This is a genomic window from Paenibacillus sp. FSL K6-1558 (assembly GCF_038002565.1).
Lineage (GTDB): Bacteria > Bacillota > Bacilli > Paenibacillales > Paenibacillaceae > Paenibacillus > Paenibacillus polysaccharolyticus.
On the sequence record NZ_JBBOCV010000001.1, the window covers coordinates 190435 to 208964 of the forward strand.

The 18530-nt window shown below is 45.7% G+C and carries 13 protein-coding genes; 10 read left to right on the forward strand and 3 right to left on the reverse strand.

The features are described 5' to 3' along the window. Positions 1-143 precede the first annotated feature (143 nt). Together MHI38_RS00750 and MHI38_RS00755 are read left to right on the forward strand one after the other, a co-directional pair. Positions 144-1634: a glycoside hydrolase family 32 protein gene (locus MHI38_RS00750; RefSeq protein ID WP_154889403.1), complete on the forward strand. Its 1491-nt coding sequence runs from the start codon at positions 144-146 to the stop codon at positions 1632-1634. Positions 1635-1660: 26 nt separating this feature from the next. After that, positions 1661-3649, forward strand: a complete 1989-nt coding sequence (locus MHI38_RS00755; protein WP_154889401.1) for a sucrose-specific PTS transporter subunit IIBC — start codon at positions 1661-1663, stop codon at positions 3647-3649. A gap of 84 nt (positions 3650-3733) precedes the next feature. On the opposite strand, the gene MHI38_RS00760 is transcribed toward MHI38_RS00755, so the two are convergent. Together MHI38_RS00760 and MHI38_RS00765 are read right to left on the reverse strand one after the other, a co-directional pair. Continuing rightward, positions 3734-4633, reverse strand: coding sequence for a manganese catalase family protein (locus MHI38_RS00760; RefSeq protein ID WP_308721874.1), 900 nt, complete (start codon positions 4631-4633; stop codon positions 3734-3736). 58 nt (positions 4634-4691) lie between these two features. Next, complete coding sequence (locus tag MHI38_RS00765) at positions 4692-6419, reverse strand: cellulase family glycosylhydrolase (RefSeq protein ID WP_445667198.1); 1728 nt, start codon at positions 6417-6419, stop codon at positions 4692-4694. Between the two features lie 215 nt (positions 6420-6634). Between MHI38_RS00765 and MHI38_RS00770 the strand changes: the two genes are divergently transcribed. The 4 genes from MHI38_RS00770 to MHI38_RS00785 all read left to right on the forward strand — a co-directional run bounded on the left by MHI38_RS00770 (position 6635) and on the right by MHI38_RS00785 (position 12642). Then, the gene (locus MHI38_RS00770) at positions 6635-7462 is read left to right on the forward strand and encodes an amidohydrolase family protein (RefSeq protein ID WP_341180830.1); all 828 of its coding nucleotides are present in this window, start codon (positions 6635-6637) and stop codon (positions 7460-7462) included. A gap of 289 nt (positions 7463-7751) precedes the next feature. Next, positions 7752-9194 (forward strand): 6-phospho-beta-glucosidase, encoded by a 1443-nt coding sequence (locus MHI38_RS00775; protein WP_308721871.1) that lies wholly within the window; start codon positions 7752-7754, stop codon positions 9192-9194. 294 nt (positions 9195-9488) lie between these two features. Continuing rightward, on the forward strand, positions 9489-10319 hold the full coding sequence (gene licT / locus MHI38_RS00780) for a BglG family transcription antiterminator LicT (RefSeq protein WP_090924027.1): 831 nt from the start codon (positions 9489-9491) through the stop codon (positions 10317-10319). A gap of 397 nt (positions 10320-10716) precedes the next feature. Beyond that, on the forward strand, positions 10717-12642 hold the full coding sequence (locus MHI38_RS00785; RefSeq protein ID WP_341180831.1) for a beta-glucoside-specific PTS transporter subunit IIABC: 1926 nt from the start codon (positions 10717-10719) through the stop codon (positions 12640-12642). Between the two features lie 152 nt (positions 12643-12794). Here the strand turns inward: MHI38_RS00785 and MHI38_RS00790 are convergent, their stop codons facing one another. Beyond that, a complete protein-coding gene (locus MHI38_RS00790) occupies positions 12795-13382 on the reverse strand; it encodes a biotin transporter BioY (protein ID WP_154889391.1) in 588 nt (195 codons plus the stop codon). Positions 13383-13495: 113 nt separating this feature from the next. On the opposite strand from MHI38_RS00790, the gene MHI38_RS00795 reads away from it, so the two are divergent. The 4 genes from MHI38_RS00795 to asd all read left to right on the forward strand — a co-directional run bounded on the left by MHI38_RS00795 (position 13496) and on the right by asd (position 18476). After that, a complete protein-coding gene (locus tag MHI38_RS00795; RefSeq protein WP_154889389.1) occupies positions 13496-14353 on the forward strand; it encodes an ATP-binding cassette domain-containing protein in 858 nt (285 codons plus the stop codon). Then, entirely contained in the window at positions 14350-16152 is a 1803-nt protein-coding gene (locus MHI38_RS00800) for an ATP-binding cassette domain-containing protein (RefSeq protein ID WP_186809672.1), read from the forward strand. The genes MHI38_RS00795 and MHI38_RS00800 overlap by 4 nt, the downstream gene beginning before the upstream one ends. A 143-nt stretch (positions 16153-16295) precedes the next feature. Continuing rightward, complete coding sequence (locus tag MHI38_RS00805; protein WP_154889385.1) at positions 16296-16595, forward strand: hypothetical protein; 300 nt, start codon at positions 16296-16298, stop codon at positions 16593-16595. A 795-nt stretch (positions 16596-17390) separates the two neighbouring features. Continuing rightward, positions 17391-18476 (forward strand): aspartate-semialdehyde dehydrogenase, encoded by a 1086-nt coding sequence (gene asd, locus MHI38_RS00810; RefSeq protein ID WP_090924033.1) that lies wholly within the window; start codon positions 17391-17393, stop codon positions 18474-18476. Positions 18477-18530 lie beyond the last annotated feature (54 nt).

Genomic DNA, 18530 nt, shown 5'->3' on the forward strand with positions numbered 1-18530 from the left:
TCCATTCTAGTGTTTAGTTCGAGAATGATGACACCGGTCAGCAACAATGGTTGTATGGAATTATTTTTTTGTCTGCTTTGGAACCGGTTCCTCTAAGAGTGGAACTTCTGATTTTGCATCATGATTGGAGATTGATATGACGTATGAAAATGACAAGAGAGCAGCTCTATCGGCGGATTGAGCAAGCTGAACCGGGAGAGATTGCTGCACTGGAAGCTAAGATCGCTGCATGTCCATGGAGACAGGGTTACCATATTCAGCCCGTAACCGGTTTGCTCAACGATCCGAACGGATTTTCCTTTTATGAAGGTTACTACCATCTGTTTTATCAATGGTTCCCTCTTGGAACGGAGCACGGCATGAAATACTGGTATCATAACCGTTCTAAAAATTTGGTGACTTGGGAGAATGTTGGTATTGCGATTGAACCCGGAACTCCTTATGACTCCCACGGAGCGTATTCCGGAAGTGCGATTGAAAAAGATGGCATGTTAAACCTGATCTACACAGGCAATACGCGAGATGAGAATTGGATTAGACATCCGTTTCAGTGCTTGGCGTTCATGGATGAGCACAATGTAGTCACAAAATTCGAGCATCCTGTCATTTCTGACGTACCGACTGGATATACCGAACATTTCCGAGATCCGAAGGTGTGGCTACACGAAGATGTCTATTATGGTGTCATTGGAGCCCAGCGTACGGATGAGACAGGATGCACGGTTCTGTATTGCTCGGCAGATTTGAAACATTGGCAGTTTCTTGGGGAGATCGGCACAACATTGTCTTCCTTCGGTTACATGTGGGAATGCCCCGACTATCTGGAGCTTGAAGGGCGAGGAGTACTCATCTTCTCACCACAAGGCATTCCGGCCGAATCAGACCGCTACCAAAACATTTATCAATCGGGATACCTCATTGGTGAACCTCTAAACCTGGATACGAGAGAATTCACACATGGGGAGTTTGAGGAACTGGATCGTGGATTTGACTTTTATGCGCCGCAAACGATGCAATCTCCAGACGGAAGACGAATCCTGGTTGCATGGATGGGACTTCCTGATCTGGCGTATCCCACAGATGACAGTGGCTGGGCTCATTGTTTAACGATTCCACGGCAATTATCGATTCAAGGCGGCAAGCTTATTCAGCAACCTGTTCCTGAAATGGCTCAGCTGCGCAAGGATCAGCAAGGTATTCGGACTCAGGACTCGCTTAGCAATGAAAGCCGATCCTTTGCAGGCTTTAATGGTATCGCTTACGAACTCCAATGTGAGATTAGCCAGAACGATGCAGACCTTGTGGGCATTGAGTTCCGGGCGAGCGATACGGAGAAAACGGTCATTCAGTATGATCGCATTCAGCGCAAACTTATATTGGATCGCAGTCAGTCTGGTGCGACACTATCTGAAGCCAATGGCACCATTCGCACCTGTACTTTGGATGAAGATATAGATGTAGATGCTGTAATCAAGCTGCATATGTTTGTGGATTCGTCCTCGGTTGAGATATTTGTCAACGATGGACAGGAAGTCTTCACTAGCCGAATCTTCCCAAGCCGAGACAGTATGGATATTCGATTTTTTGCACACGGAGGCAAGGCGGATTTCAGAGCGGTTATGTGGAATGTTTAGATTGAATGAGAGAGGGATGAGACAACATGTCGGATAATCAGCGTATTGCTAAAGAGGTCATCCAGGCTGTCGGGGGAAAAGACAATATCGCCTCCTTTGCACATTGTGCAACACGGCTTCGCATTATGGTGAAGGATAAAGAGCAGATTGATCAGAAGCAAGTTGAGAATATCGACAAGGTGAAGGGTGCCTTTTTCAACTCGGGCCAATATCAGATTATTTTCGGCACAGGTACGGTCAACCGAATTTTTGAAGAGGTGGAGAAGCAGGGGATTGAAGGGACATCGAAAGAAGATGTGAAGAGTCAGGGGAAAAAGGAAGGCAATGCATTCCAGCGGGCTATTCGCACATTTGGTGATGTCTTTGTTCCGATTATTCCTGTGCTGGTAGCGACAGGGCTATTCATGGGGCTGCGCGGTCTGCTTACGCAAAATGAAATTCTGGCATGGTTCGGCGCAACGCCTGATGACATATCGCCAAACTTTTTGCTGTTCACGCAGATTCTAACGGATACGGCTTTTGCATTCCTGCCTGCGCTTGTCGCCTGGTCTGCATTCCGCGTATTCGGCGGGAGCCCCGTGCTCGGGATTGTACTTGGTCTGATGCTGGTGAATCCAGCGCTGCCGAATGCTTATGCTGTAGCTGATGGCTCGGCGCAACCCTTGCATATGTTCGGGTTTATCCCCGTCGTAGGGTATCAGGGATCGGTACTGCCTGCCTTTTTTGTAGGTTTACTCGGTGCGAAGTTTGAAAAAGTATTGCGTAGACGTGTGCCTGAGGCACTGGATTTGATTTTGACTCCATTCATTACGTTAACGGTGATGATTACGCTAGGACTATTCGCTATTGGTCCTGTATTTCACTCACTTGAAGAGTGGGTTCTGCATGGAACAACGGCTGTACTCGATCTGCCTTACGGAATCGCAGGCATTATTATCGGTTTTTTCCATCAGATCATTGTGGTTACGGGTGTACATCATATCTTTAACTTTCTTGAGATTCAATTGCTTGAAAAAACGGGCTTCAATCCGTTTAACGCGATTATTACATGTGCAATGGCTGCACAAGGAGCGGCATGTCTTGCGGTGGGTCTGAAAACCAAAAATATGAAGCTCAAAGCACTCGCGCTTCCTTCATCGTTATCTGCATTCCTGGGTATCACTGAACCCGCAATCTTTGGTGTGAATCTGCGCTATATGAAACCATTTGTAATGGGCCTGATCGGGGGAGCCGTTGGTGGTTTCATCGCTTCACTCTTTCATCTGCAAGGTACGGGTATGGCAGTAACGGTAATTCCCGGAACACTTCTATATCTGAATAGTCAATTGCCTTTGTACATTTTGTCCAACGTAACGGCAATGGCGATTGCTTTTGCACTGACATGGTTCTTTGGTTATAAAGATCAAGCTGTAGAGACAGCTTCCGGTAACAGTTCGTCGGTGGAATCAACGACTGCTTCATCCACATCAGGCATAGCTTCTTCTACATCTTCGGCAACGGTAACGGAATCGGTCAACACCGCATCTCGTCCCAAAGTGAAACTACTTGAGATTGCATCCCCGATCCATGGTACACTCGTTGAACTGGAGCAGGTACCTGATTCGGCATTTGCGGAAAAACATATGGGAGAGGGCTTCGCCATCGAGCCTTCCGAAGGCAAAGTATATGCTCCGTTTGATGGCGTTGTTGCCCATGTCATGGATAAGAGTAAACATGCGGTTATTTTAGAGCACGAGACAGGAGTTCAACTGCTGGTTCATATCGGTATCAATACCGTCGGTCTGAAAGGAAAAGGCTTTGTTACTCATGTGAAAAGCGGGGATTCCGTGCTTGCTGGACAACTACTCATTGAATTTGATATGGATATCATCGAGGAGGCTGGACTGCCGTTGATTACTCCTGTGCTGATCCCGAGCGGGAATGAGTTTATTGCTTCTGTGAGAGCGATAACAAGTGGTATCGTGCAGGCGAATGAGAAAAAGGTACTGACGGTGGAGTTTACGGAGCCGCAATAGGAGATATCATGTAAAATAAGAGCTACAAAAAAAGGGAAACCGGGTGGATTCATCCTCCGCAGGTTTCCCTTTTTTCTAATCCTATTATAATCCGGCATTCCGCTTAAGTCGTTCTGCAATCTGAAGAAAGTCCTCCGGCGATATTCCAGGAGCAAATTCTTCCGGTAGATCAGGAAGCTCAGGAATGGGCCCTCCGTAACCCGGTAAACCTGCAAAGGCCTCCAGTTTACCTCCGTCGGTAGGATGCACACCCTTCCATATCTGGGCAATCTGCTGATAATCCTTGTCACTGAACGTGTACAATCGTCTTTGTTCACCCATCGCTTCCCATTTGCGGGTGGTCTCAAACGCTTTGTTGTCAAGAGAGGGGATGGGAATCAGCTTCGTCACATCAACCCCGGTCGCAATCTCCAGCGCTTTGGCGTATGCCAGAATGTGCACACCGCCCCGGACAAGCAGATAACCTGTCATCTCACGAGCCGTATTGTTGTCGGTCATTTCGTACACTCTCATTTTGTGTGTTCTTGCACCACATTCCAAAAAGAAATTATGCAGCAGATCCAAAATCAAGTTACCACTGCTAAAAACATACGAGCCATTCCAAGGTCTTCCCATGGAATCATAGGGCAGTGCCGTCTGCGCGGATTCAATAAAATGCGAAGTCATACGTAAATCCTTGGCTATGCGAAGCGGTATGGAGTCTGGTTCGCCAGGTGACGTTGAACCTTCAAGCATCAAATTAATCGTGTTCGCGACAAGTTCGACATGACCGAATTCTTCTGCTGTAATACTGGCAACAATGTCATAGAAGGGACGTAGCTTGGATCTGCCTCTGAAGTTAAACGACTGATACATGTAATTGTTCAGCGTTGACATCTCGCCATATTTTCCACCAAGCAATTCCTGTACGGCACTGGCTCCGTTGGGGTCGGGATTATTCGATATAGGCAATTCAATGGCAAGACGATCTACACGTTTAAACATGTCAATTCCTCCTCAATCCTCATTACAATCAAGGTATGAAGGTTGACTTGTACGTTATTCAATCTAATGTTGCGCCCTCTACGATGGAGCCTTTTTTCGTAAGGGTATATTCAATCACATTACCACTCCAGAAATGGAACTTGAGCTGGATTTCGCCATCTTTGGTTTCGTTAAAAAAGTTAGGTTTCAGTTCAATGACGTTACGATCATAATCCGGGCTAAACGTATAGGCGAATTCCTTAAATGACGTCCAGTTCTGAGGGCCGGCATTTTCTCCATTGGCATAGGTCGCTTCCATCGTTGCGAGCTGATCGCCACTAAATGTGACAGGAATAGCGAAAGCACTGGTTGTACCCTGCGCATCATTTAAAACAGGTGTGTTGTATTGAATAATATTCAACGTCCAGTCTGCACCTGCACTGAACCCGGCTGTCAGTGTGGCATTTACCCCCAGCTTGCTTTCAGCGGTTAATCGGGTTAGCAGGCTTGATTTTAAAGTGAGTACACCGTTTCGAATCGAGTAATCTTTACCTCGTAGCAGTGCAGTTGTGCCATTTTTCAGGGAAAAGAAGCGATTTCCATTCAAATGGAGATTAATTTTCACATCCTGAACGGGTTCATGTTGTTTTAGATAAACCTGATCGGTCTCTGCGGTGGATGAGCGCCCGTTCCAGCTCGCCCGGATCATATCAAACAGTTGTTGATCTGACCAAGTATAGCTAGTGCGTCCAAAATGTTGTCCGTTGTCCCAAAGCATGGTGGTCATCTGTTTTTGACGTGAGTAATGCCCAACGAATTCAAAAAACTTTAATTTTTCACCTTGTTCGATCACACCTGTATGCTGGTCAAATCCGAGCAAACCGTACTCACCGATGATGACTGGAATACCTTTGGCTGTAAAGGCATCGTGAACGCGGTCGAACGTGTCGGTAACGTCCTTTTGTACTTCGTCGTTGAATTTGGTAAATCCCGCAATGTTCACGCTGAAAGGCCAGAACCCGTAATAATGTACGGTAGCGATGAGATTAGGATCATCCAGCTTTTGAATCGTCCGACTCAACGCATCCAGATCAGGCTGAGCCGATGAAGTATGCATGGTAGGCAGTACAAGTGGACGGGTAACATTGTTACCGCCGGACGATCTTACGATATGATGAAAAGAAGTATTTAACGTATCCAGCATGCGGTATCCGGTATCTGCATTCGTAGTGCCACCTTCGGTGAAGCGGGGTTCATTGACACTCTCGAACATCAGTTTCTCGGGTGCATCCTTGAACTTGTTTGCAATCTGTGTCCAAATGGCATTGTAACGCGCAAGAACGTGATCATAGTCTTTCTCCATGGTGCTGATCCAGCGCCAGGAATCATGATGCAGATTGATCATGACATAGAGGTCGGCATCAAGCGCCCAGCCTACGACCTCCTGAACCCGATTTATGTAAGCCGCGTCAATGTTGTAATCCGGTTTGTCACCGATGTGCGCTTCCCAGGTAACGGGTATGCGAATGCTTTTGTACCCTTGATCGGCAATCGATTGTATCAGCTCTTTCGTAATGCGCGGGTTGCCCCAAGCCGTCTCATCATCCCCAACTGCATCCAGCGAGTTACCCAGATTCCAGCCTGGTTCCATTGCATTAACATAAGTTTGCATTTTACTTACGGGGGCTGGTTTACTGTCGGGTTCGTGGGAGCTTGTTGCAGCAGAGGCCATGGCCGTGGAGAACATAGACAGAACCAAGGCGGCAACAACGGTGATCGAGAGGATGGACTTTCGTTTTTTTGGCATCAATAACATCTCCTTTTTTAAAATCAAGATGATGAACCTAAAATACTGAAAGCGTTTTCTGAACAGTAAATATATCACAGTTAACAGGAAGGAAATACCATTACAATTGGAATAAAATTCATTCGAAAATTAGTGCTTATCTGCTGCATTTGATTTATATTAATATGAATGTTAGTAGACTGAACTAACGTGGACAACACAGGAGGGCACTGATGATGAAACTCGATGCACATCAACATTTTTGGAATTATAACATTCGTGATTATGGATGGATCGGTGAAGAGATGAGTGTGATTCAACGTTCATTTCTGCCAGAAGACCTAGAGCCAATACTTACGGATTCCGGCGTCTCGGGCTGTGTAGCTGTTCAAGCGCGCCAAACTCTTGAAGAAACCGAGTGGCTTCTCGAACTTGCGGACAAGCATGGTTTCATTAAAGGCGTAGTTGGCTGGGTAGATCTACGCTCTGAGGAAGCATCATCTCAACTGGAAAAGTTTGCGGCTAACCCGTGGCTGAAGGGGGTTCGTCATGTCATTCAGGACGAGCCTGATGTAAAGTTCGTGTTGCGTGAGGACTTCCAACGAGGCATTGCCCTGCTGGAACAGCACGATCTAGCCTACGATTTGCTCGTATCGAAGGAGCAACTTCCTTATGCGGTAGAATTGGTTCAAAAGTTCCCACAGCAGCGCTTTGTCATTGACCATCTGGCTAAACCGGACATTAAGGCTGGAATCGGTTCGCCTTGGAAGGAAACCATGGAAGCGATTGCGGCATATCCAAATGTCTATTGCAAATTGTCTGGCATGGTCACCGAAGCGGAATGGAAAAAGTGGACACAGGAAGACTTTGCGCCTTATATAAATACCGTGCTTCAAGCCTTTGGACCAAAGCGAGTGATGTATGGATCAGACTGGCCGGTATGTACCGTAGCTGGTACATACGCACAGGTTTTCAATCTGTTGCAAACGCATGTTCAGAGCTTGCCAGAATCGGAGCGGCAGCTGATTTTTGGTGATAACTGTGCTACATTTTACAAATTATAAGCATTTGAGAAACGGGGCTGACATAAAAGAGTAAACCTTTGATGAGCCAACAGGTATGTCTAATTAAAATGCGCGCGTTGACATATTTCCTGTTTCTTGGTAATGTTTTATCTAATCCGCATAATGTTTTCTGGGAATGTTACCGAATACGGGCATAACCTGAGCTGGCTTGTGATACACGCTATCGTGTATACAGGCTGGTTCGGGTTTTTTCTATTTTCCAAGTGGCAGATCTGGAGGGCAGAAAAGGGGCGGATCATGGAGTTACATATTTGAAAGGAGAATACAAATGACAACATTTAAATTTCCTGAAAACTTTCTGTGGGGGGGAGCGATTGCGGCCAATCAGGCAGAGGGAGCATACCTTGAAGGCGGTAAAGGGCTGAGCATCGTTGACCTGTTGCCGACGGGAGAAAACCGTAGAAGCATTATGAAAGGCAACGTTCCAGCGTTTACACCGCTCGCTAGCGAGTTTTACCCATCACATGAAGCGATTGATTTCTATCACAGATATCCGCAAGATATCGCTCTTTTCGCCGAAATGGGGTTCAAAGCATTACGTGTATCGATCGCTTGGGCAAGGATCTTTCCGACAGGTGAGGATGCGCAGCCGAATGAAGCGGGTTTGCAATTTTACGATGATCTATTTGATGAACTGTTGAAACATGGCATCCAGCCGGTGGTTACGCTTGCTCACTTCGATGTGCCTGTACATCTGATTGAGAAATATGGTAGCTGGAGAAGTCGCAAACTAGTTGATTTGTTTGAGACTTACGCCAAAACGGTATTTACGCATTACCAAGACAAGGTGAAATATTGGATGACGTTCAATGAGATCAACATGTTGCTTCATCTTCCTTTCCTTGGTGCCGGACTGGCGTTTACGGAAGGTGACAACATCAAAGAAATTCAATACCAAGCGGCACACCATCAACTCGTTGCAAGTGCGCTTGCCGTTAAAGCTTGTCATAAGATCATCCCTGATGCCATGATTGGTTGCATGCTCGCAGCAGGTAGCTTCTACCCTTACACGTGTAACCCGGAAGATGTATTCCAGGGCATGGAGAAGGACAGAGAGTCCTATTTCTTCATCGACGTGCAATCACGTGGGGAGTACCCTGGTTATGCTAAACGTTTCTTCAAGGATCACAACTTGAACATTGTGATGGAACCGCAGGATGCTGACATTTTGCGAAACCACACGGTAGACTATATCGGATTTAGCTATTATTCCAGTCGGACAACCAGTACTGACCCAGAAGTGAACAAAAATATGACCAGTGGCAACGTGTTCGGTTCCATAGCGAATCCATACTTGGCCAAATCGGAATGGGGATGGACGGTTGATCCCAAAGGTTTCCGCATTACGGCGAATCAGCTACATGACCGTTATCAGAAACCGCTGTTTGTGGTGGAAAATGGCTTTGGTGCACATGATGAGGTGACCCCTGAGGGTGAAGTCGATGACTCGTACCGAATTGATTATTTGAAACGCCATGTAGCTGAGATGGGTGAAGCCATTCAGGATGGATGTAACATCATCGGTTATACCAGCTGGGGGCCTATCGATATCGTCAGTGCTTCTTCCGGGGAGATGAGAAAACGTTACGGTTACATCTATGTGGATCGTGACAATGAAGGTAAGGGCGAATTGACTCGGATCAAAAAGAAAAGCTTCGAATGGTATAAAAATGTCATTGCGTCTGGCGGTACAGACCTGGGAAACAATTAATCTCAGTGTTTTTTAAAACAGCTGTCTTCAAGCATCAGGAAGTTGCATGATTCATGTAACTTCCTCGTGTCTGACCGTTGAAAGCGTTGACATATGACGCAGTTCACGCTATACTTGACGCAAATATATCGTTACTGGGATTGTTACTACATCACACGCGTAGGCAAAACCTGAGCACCAAAAAAAGCAGACCGCCACGTCTTGTTTATTTTGTGATGCTCCAGGTTTTTTTTGCATGCCCATAATTGGATATATCTTGGCGACTAGAGAGTGGAACGTGACGGGGGGATTGAAGTGAAAATAGCAAAGGTTATCAACAATAACGTCATTAGCATCTATCAGGCCGACGGGGCAGAGCTTGTGGTGATGGGACGTGGGATTGCCTTTAAGAAGAAGCCGGGGGATAAAGTAGACGAGACCCGCATTCAGAAAGTATTTGCCTTGAAAAATAAACAGACATCCGATAATTTCAAAACGCTTTTGCGTGAAGTTCCGATGGAGCTTGTTGAGATTGTGGAGGAAATGATTGCCCATGCGCGTGACAATTTGGGACGTAAATTGAATGAGAACATCTATGTTTCGCTTACAGATCATATTCATTTTGCCATCGAGCGTTATCATGAGGGAATCGAAATTAAAAATGCTTTGATGTGGGAGATCAAGCAGTTGTACAAGGCCGAGTTTGGGCTGGGACTTCGCATGCTGGAGCAGATTAACAGTAGGATGAATATTGAGCTTCCACCAGATGAAGCGGCTTTTATTGCGCTACATATTGTGAATGCGGAAATGAACGAAGAAGTGATTACGACGATGAATATCACGAAGTTTATCCAGCAGATTATTAATATCGCCAAGTATCATTTCAAAATGGAGTTTGATGAGGAGTCTCTCAGCTATTTCCGTTTTATCACTCATCTGAAGTTTTTCTCCCAGCGAGTGCTTAGCGGGACTCATTATGACAACAATTATGATCATTTTTACGACATGATTAAGGAGAAACATCCCGAAGCAGCAGCATGTGTAGAGAAAATCGCATTGTTTGTCAAAAAAGAGTATGATCATGAACTCACCAATGAGGAAAAGTTATATCTTACGGTACACATCGAACGTGTTGTGAACCGTTAACATTTTAATTATTGACATAAATGGGTATATTATAATATTATGTTTGTAACAGGAATTGAATACGATTTAACTGGGATTGTTACTGGTTATGCAGGCAAAACCTAAGTCATGTGTATTTCGGCATTTTATGTCCATTTACGCAAGGCTTAGGTTTTTTGTGTGCAAAAAAATCGGTAGGAGCCTGTTATATAAATTGAATTATCATTTACACATCAACGAAGAGGACAGAAAAAAACTGGAAAAGCGAAGCGTTCGCCTTTATCATCGGATTTTTCCCATTTTAAAAAGAATCAAAAAATCTGAGGATAACAGCGATTGGAAGGTTATTCTGTCATCGGAGTGACCGTGTAAAAGACTTTCAGTTCAATTTTATAGACACAACGTAGGAGGGCAAATTATGAGTCAAGAGAAATTAGCTAGAGAGATTGTTGAACGGGTTGGCGGTGAGAAAAACGTACAATCACTGGTACACTGTGCAACTCGGTTGCGGTTTGTATTGAAGGATGATTCCAAGGCTGACAAAGCAGGTTTGGAGAAAACGGAAGGTGTCATTGCCGTTAAGGAAAACGGTGGACAATTCCAGGTTGTCGTGGGCAACAAGGTTCCTGAAGTCTACCAGGCGATTGGTCAGATCAGCAATATTTTGGATGATTCATCGAGTAAAGAAAAAAGTAGCAAAAAGGTTAAGGGGTTAGGCGGTATCATTGACGTCATCTCCAGCATCTTCGCACCGCTCCTTGGTGTAATGGCGGGAGCAGGTATTTTAAAAGGGCTGTTGCTGATTGCCAACAATGTCGGTTGGCTTGAAAAGACAGACACGACCTATATCATTCTGTATGCAGCAGCAGATAGTTTGTTCTACTTCTTGCCGTTGCTGTTAGCGGTTACAACAGCACGTAAGTTCCAAGGTAATGCATTTGTTGCATTGACCATAGCAGGTGCATTGATCTATCCAACGATTATTCAGTTGAAAACGGACGGAACGCCAACAGACTTTTTCGGTATTCCCGTAGTCCTAATGAGTTATGCTTCGACTGTTATTCCTATTATTCTAGCCGTTATTGTGATGAGCAAGCTGGAGAAATTCTTCAACAAGCTTCTTCATGAAAGTCTCAAAAACTTTATTACACCGCTATTTTTGCTTGTTATTATGGTGCCGCTCACACTGCTTGTCTTCGGACCATTCGGTGTATATGTCGGTAACGGCATTGCATCGGCGATGGTGGCTGCATTCGGATTCAGCCCGCTACTTGCCGGAGCGGTAATGGGTGCAAGCTGGCAACTGCTCGTGATCTTCGGTGTACACTGGGGTCTGGTGCCTGTATTTATTAATAACATTGCCGTACACGGTCAGGACGGTGTGAAGCCAGCAGCGACAGCTTCTGTCTTTGCTCAAACGGGTGCAGCATTTGGTGTCATGCTCAAAACAAAAAATAAAAAATTGAAAACACTCGCTGGTTCTTCAACACTTACAGCTCTGTTCGGGATTACAGAACCAGCTATTTACGGTGTAACGTTGCCGCTAAAACGTCCGTTTATTGCAGGGGTTATCGGTGGTGCCGTCGGTGGTGCCATTATCGGTCAGGCAGGTACGCAAGCTTTTGCTTCCGGTGCGCCTGGATTGCTGACTTTGCCAATCTTCTACGGACCGGGTGGTCAAGGTTTTCCAGGCTTGATTATCGGTATCGTGGCATCGTTCATTGTTTCCGCAGTATTAACGTATATCATGGGCTTCAAAGACCCTGTCGATGATGAAGAGAAAAAGGCAGATTCCGCACCATCTGCTGGAGCAGCGGCTACACCTCGTAAAGATGCTTCTTCGAAGTCATCTGCTCAGGCTACAGCTACTTCCGATCAAGCGGTATTAAGCCCGATTGAAGGTAAAATTGTTGATTTGGCCGAGGTTCCAGATCCGGCGTTTGCTTCAGGCGCAATGGGTAAAGGGATTGCAATCGAGCCGTCAACTGGACGGGTTGTTGCTCCTTTTGATGGGACGGTAACCGTTGCTTTTAAAAAGAAACATGCGCTTGCTGTTGTTTCGGATTCCGGTGCGGAGATTCTGGTACATGTGGGTGTGGACACAGTCAAACTTGATGGAGAACATTTTATCTCTTACATTGAGGAAGGCGATAGAGTAAAGGCAGGTGATCTGCTGCTGGAATTCGATATTGAACAAATTAAAGCGGCTGGTTATCATACCGTAACACCAATTATTGTAACGAATTCAGCAGATTACAATGATGTTATCCCGCAAGCTACTGGACAAGTAAGCAATAAGGATATGCTTTTGAAAATTGTCGGAACAGAAGCAAGTAAAGCCTAAGTCTAGCTTAACGATACACATTTCGATGATTTACTAATGGAAGAATTGCAATAATTTATCTTCATATTAAACAAACAACCGCTCAAGAAAAATGTAGCGGTTGTTTGTGGTTCGTTCATACTAAATAGTTGGTTATGGAAGGAAGATTGCTGTTAGCTTGCTTTTACTACATTAGAGTGCATGTGACCTGTCAGCCGCGAAGGTGGATATACGATGCGGACTGGAGCAATGATAATTGTGGCAAAGATGGCTTTGATCAGATCCCCGATAATATAAGGGTAGAACCCTTGAATCATGGCATCGGATAATGACATACTGAACCGGTAAGCGAGCCAAGGAACACCTGTAACATAGATTAACAGGGAACCAAACAACTCAATAATGATAAAAGCAAACAAAAATCCTTTGAATCCCCGAATTTGCACTTTGGAGAGGAATAGACCCATGAGCAATGCGGCAAACGGCCATATTATTACGTATCCTCCGGTTGGCCCCAGTAGCACACCAAGACCGCCTGTACCGTGTAATAGAGGAAAACCAAGACCAGTAAGTACAACGACAAGGGCTATACTGAGAAAGCCATAGAGTGGCCCAAGCAGTCCACCAGCCAACATCACAGCTAAAGTTTGTAACGTGATGGGTACAGGTGAAAAGCCAAGAGGAATGCTTATGTATCCGAAAATAACGAGAATGGCAGCCATAAGTGCACTAAATACGATACCTCGCAAAGATAATTTCATGTTTGTACAATCCTTTCGATTTTGATAGAATAATTGTTAACTTATTATTTATATTTGGTTGACGATTAGGATATTATCATATAATTTCAGAATGTGAAAGGACTAATTTCGAAATGCAAGACAAGTTACCTATCATTTCATTGCTAGATGTCCGTGTTCACTACGCTACTGAAGGCGGTGAAGTTAAAAAGGCACTGGACGGTGTCTCGCTTAATCTCAAAGCGGGAGAGTGGTTAAGTATCGTGGGCGCTAATGGCAGTGGGAAAAGCACGTTAGCCGGATTGCTGCTTGGTTTCATTCCCTTATCCGCCGGAGAGCGAAATGTGCCTGCAAACCTGACCATTCGCGGTGTGTTACAGCAGCCCGATGCACAGGTGCTGGGAGATACGATTGAAGAAGAATTTCATTTTGCTTTATCGCATTTACATATATCGAGCGAAGAGAAAGCTAGACGTAGACAAGAAGCGCTACATCTTGTGGGACTTCACCACCCGTTGGATATGGTGATCGCCCGTTTGTCCGGTGGACAGAAACAGTTACTTAACATTGCTACAGCCCTTGCGGCCAAGCCGGATGTACTGATTATGGATGAACCTGCAGCGATGCTTGATCCAGATGCGAGAGACCGCATAGAACGTATTGTGCAGTCCGTCACCAGCAACGGTACGGCAGTAATCTGGATTACTCACCACCTAGAAGAAGCGACCTTATGTGATAGGATTATGGCTATGAGTAAGGGTAAATGTGTCTATGACGGCATGCCGGAGACTTTTTTCTATCCAGAGGTCACAGCTATGGAGGCATCATCAGATACGAACCCGTATGAAAGGCTTGAATCTCCTTGTGAAAAGGTCGGGCAGGAACCGCCTTTCACAGTGAAGACATGCCTGATCTTGAAACAGCGGGGAAGACTGAAGGGTGTTAACCCCCTCCGGCCTGAGCAGCTTGCGAAGGAGGCTGCGCGTTGGTGATTGCACTTAATAATATATACGTGCGAGTTCATGATGAGACGAAACGAACCTTACTTGATCATATTTCGGTAACAATGAACCGTAGTGAAATCACACTGCTTCTGGGCTGCACTGGCTCTGGCAAGACAACGCTACTGCAGACGATAGCTGGTCTTAAGCAGCCGGATTCCGGGGACATTACGCTTGCAGGAGAGCCGATGTGGCATGACGGCAAGGTACCTAAGTCCGTTTTGTTTCAGATGGGACTTGTGTTCCAGTTTCCAGAGCAACAATTGTTTGCCCGAAATATTAAGCGAGAGCTGTTATATTCCCTTCGCCCTTATCGTTTGAGTGAAGCTGAGCAAGAACAGCGGATCGAAGCAACCTTGGCACACTGGGACCCGCATAGAGGAGATGATGCAGAGCGACGTTTTCACTTGGACAGGTCGCCCTTTGCGCTTAGTGGTGGAGAAAAGCGCAGATTAGGACTTGCACTTGGTTATGTGACCCAGCCAGACTGGCTTTTGTTAGATGAACCTAGCGCAGGGCTTGAGGCACAGAGTATCAAGTTGCTGCTTGATTCATTGCATGAGCATCGTGTGGAAGGCGGAGGAGCGGTCATTGCGACGCACGACCTGGATACATTCCTGCCGCATGCAGATCGTGTACTATTATTAAGGGAAGGGCGTTTGGAAGCAGACCTGACGCCGCTGGAACTGCATCAGCAGCCGGAGATATTAGTGCAAGCGGGAATCGGTCTGCCTCCATCCATGCGACTAGCGGCGCAGCTGAGGGAGGCAGGCATACCGATTAGTTCTCAACCCATGACTCCTGAAGAAATGGCGGAATCCATGTTAAGATCCGGGATGGAGATGACGGATACTTCTCTCAACGCGGAGAATGACCATGACACCGTTGCGATGACACAAGAGACATGTACAAGGACATCTGGAACGGTTATTTCCAAAGCAGATAGACTTGAAGCTGCTGTTTCTGCCGTAACAGATTCATTGTTGAGCGGTAACGAAAGAACGGTCCCTTCTTCGAGTTCATTCAGTTCTTCCAGCCGTCTGAAAAGCATAATGGACCCGCGTCTGAAATGGATATTGTATATGTTGCTTGTTACAGCGGCGATGCTTCAGCATCATTGGGGAGGACTAACGTTAACTCTGATTCCTGTGGCTGGTGCTTTGGCTATCTTGCCTCGACAAATGCTGATGGGATGTATCAAGTTGATGAAACCACTTGTTTTGTTTTTTGTTCTATCTACAGCACTATCGGGAAGTACCTTAACCACAGGAGATATCGGGATTCAACTGGGATTTTCCTTGACTCAGGCCGAGGGAACATTACTTAATCTCTACCGCTTGTTTATCGTAACCCTTGCAAGTCTGTGGTTCTCACTTACGACGCCATATGGACGCATGGTTGAAGGACTGAACTGGGTGCTGGCTTACGGGAGAAAAATCAAGCTGCCTGTAGCTTCGTTTGCACTGGCTGTATCCTTGGTTTTTAGATTTATTCCAATGATTTGGAGTGAGTGGCAACGGTTCTCACTGATCGTAAGGGCACGCGGAAAAGCGGCTTTGAAGCCAAATACGGTTCGGGTACGAGATTTAGGACCTATGGTTATTCCTCTGATCATGGCGTTGTTTCAGCGCGCTGAGGATATGACGATTGCGATGGAGATGCGCAAGGTGAGAGAAAACGGCGCGCTTGGCGCTCGTTCCTCACTTCTGTCCTGGAGCAGGCGGGATACCTGGATCAGTATCCTTGGACTGCTTGTGTTTGTTGTGCTGGTATCGTTGCGCCATTGGTAAGTGGCGTAGATGAAGGTGCTGATTTCGCTTGTCGTATTAGCACCAGAAACGCAGTGTTTTCCATTGAAAACGCATAAAAACTTTACGTTTCGCTCACCATAAAGGTGCGTTGATCATCTCAAGACGATCAGGAGGGACGAGTGATGGAAGAGAAGTTTTTGCAGGAAGATAGACGAGAATACACAGACGTGTCCACTGTAGAGTCGCAGCGGAATGACATTACGCTTGAAGAATTTCCGGAGGGTCCTTACGGTTCAACCTTGCTGTCTGAGTCGCTTGGGAAGAGCTCTCCGTGGCGAGCAGATCAGAGAACCGCACACCGTTTTGACTATGAGAACCATGAGTTGCACGAGGGTGAAGTGCGGGATTATCCGGGTCAAGATGTCTTTGATGAAACGGTGCCAGATGATGTGCACGAACCTCAATACCCGGGTAAAATGTAATAACGTTTTTTGTCCAATTGAAATCCATATACGCAGCCTTCGGCGTGAACGGTTCGTGCGAGGGCTGTTTTTCATTCTGTCTTATTACATCCAATTCAAGCAAATTTAAAAAATGTGTTTACTTCCGTACTGGAATTTTGATATTATAATCGCAATATCAAATGCAACGACGAGACGAGTAGATAAAAATCATTCTTTCATCAGAGAGCTCCGGTAGCTGAAAAGGAGCAAAGAACCTTTTATCGAATAAAGACTCTGAGCAGCACATCGGAATTGGCTTACGCTGAAGGATGGTGTGACAGGCGCTCCTGTTATAGAGCTAGAGTATAAACGGATGAAGACAGCATCTAGATTAGTTGAACTTTTATTTTACACAAAAACGGAGAGGGCAGAAAAAACCTGGAGAAGCGAAGCGTTCGCCTTTATCACCGGATTTTCCCTTACTAAAAGGGAATCAAGAAATCTGGGGATAACAGCGATTGGAAGGTTATTCTGTCATCGAAGTGTTCGTGTAAATAACTACTTTAACTTATATAGGGGCTGGGTTATTCTTCACATACTTGAAGAGGTGAATATGGCGACATATTTGCGAATCTGGGTGGTACCACGAGTGTTCAATCTCGTCCCTGAGACTTTTGTCTTGGGGATGGGATTTTTTGGTTTTTTCGGAGCTGGGATTACACGCTTTGGATGGACCTGAATAGTGTGAATGATAGGGTAATCAAGTTTCAAATATCCCATGTACGATGACAGTAACAGATGTTCTAACTTAAATCGAAAGGAAATGATGATTCCATGTCAGCAAAATTAAAAGTCGGTATTGTCGGAGGAACAGGAATGGTAGGTCAACGTTTCGTAGACCTGCTGGATCAACATCCGTGGTTTGAAGTAACAGCGATTTCAGCAAGTGCCAACTCGGCAGGTAAAACGTATGAAGAGTCTGTAAAGGGAAGATGGAAACTAGCGGTTCCAATCCCTGAGCCTGTGAAAAACATTGTGGTGCAAGATGCATCTCAGGTTGAAGCTTTTGCCAGCCAGGTTGATTTTATTTTCTGTGCCGTGGATATGAAAAAGAATGAAATTCAGGCGCTGGAAGAGGCTTATGCCAAAACAGGTACCCCTGTCGTGTCCAACAACTCCGCACACCGCTGGACAGCAGACGTGCCCATGGTTATTCCTGAGATTAACCCGGGCCACTTGGCAGTTATTGAAGCTCAGAAAAAACGTCTGGGTACAACGACAGGTTTTATCGCTGTAAAACCAAACTGTTCCATCCAAAGTTATGTGCCGGCTCTACATGCATTGCGTGAGTTTAACCCGACACAGGTTGTAGCTTCCACATATCAAGCGATTTCGGGAGCAGGCAAAAACTTTACGGACTGGCCTGAAATGCTAGATAACGTGATTCCTTACATTGGTGGCGAGGAAGAAAAAAGTGAGCAGGAGCCACTGCGTATCTGGGGAAGTGTAGAGAATAATCAGATCGTTAAAGCATCTGCACCATTGATTACAACACAATGTATTCGTGTGCCGGTAACAGACGGACACTTGGCAACGGTTTTTGTGAACTTCGAGAAAAAACCGAGCAAAGATGAAATTCTGGAGCGTTGGTCTCAGTTTAAAGGTCGTCCTCAAGAGCTGGCTCTGCCAAGCGCGCCGAAGCAGTTCATTACGTACTTTGAGGAAGAGAACAGACCGCAGACTCAGCTTGATCGTGATATCGAGCGTGGCATGGGCGTTTCTACAGGCCGTTTGCGTGAAGACTCACTCTATGACTATAAATTTGTTGGATTGTCCCACAACACACTGCGCGGAGCAGCTGGTGGAGCCGTACTGATTGCTGAACTGCTCAAAGCAGAAGGATATATTCAACCGAAATAAGCGATTTTTTTTATATAATGTGAAAAGGCTCTTGAATCTGTCATCTCCAAGTGA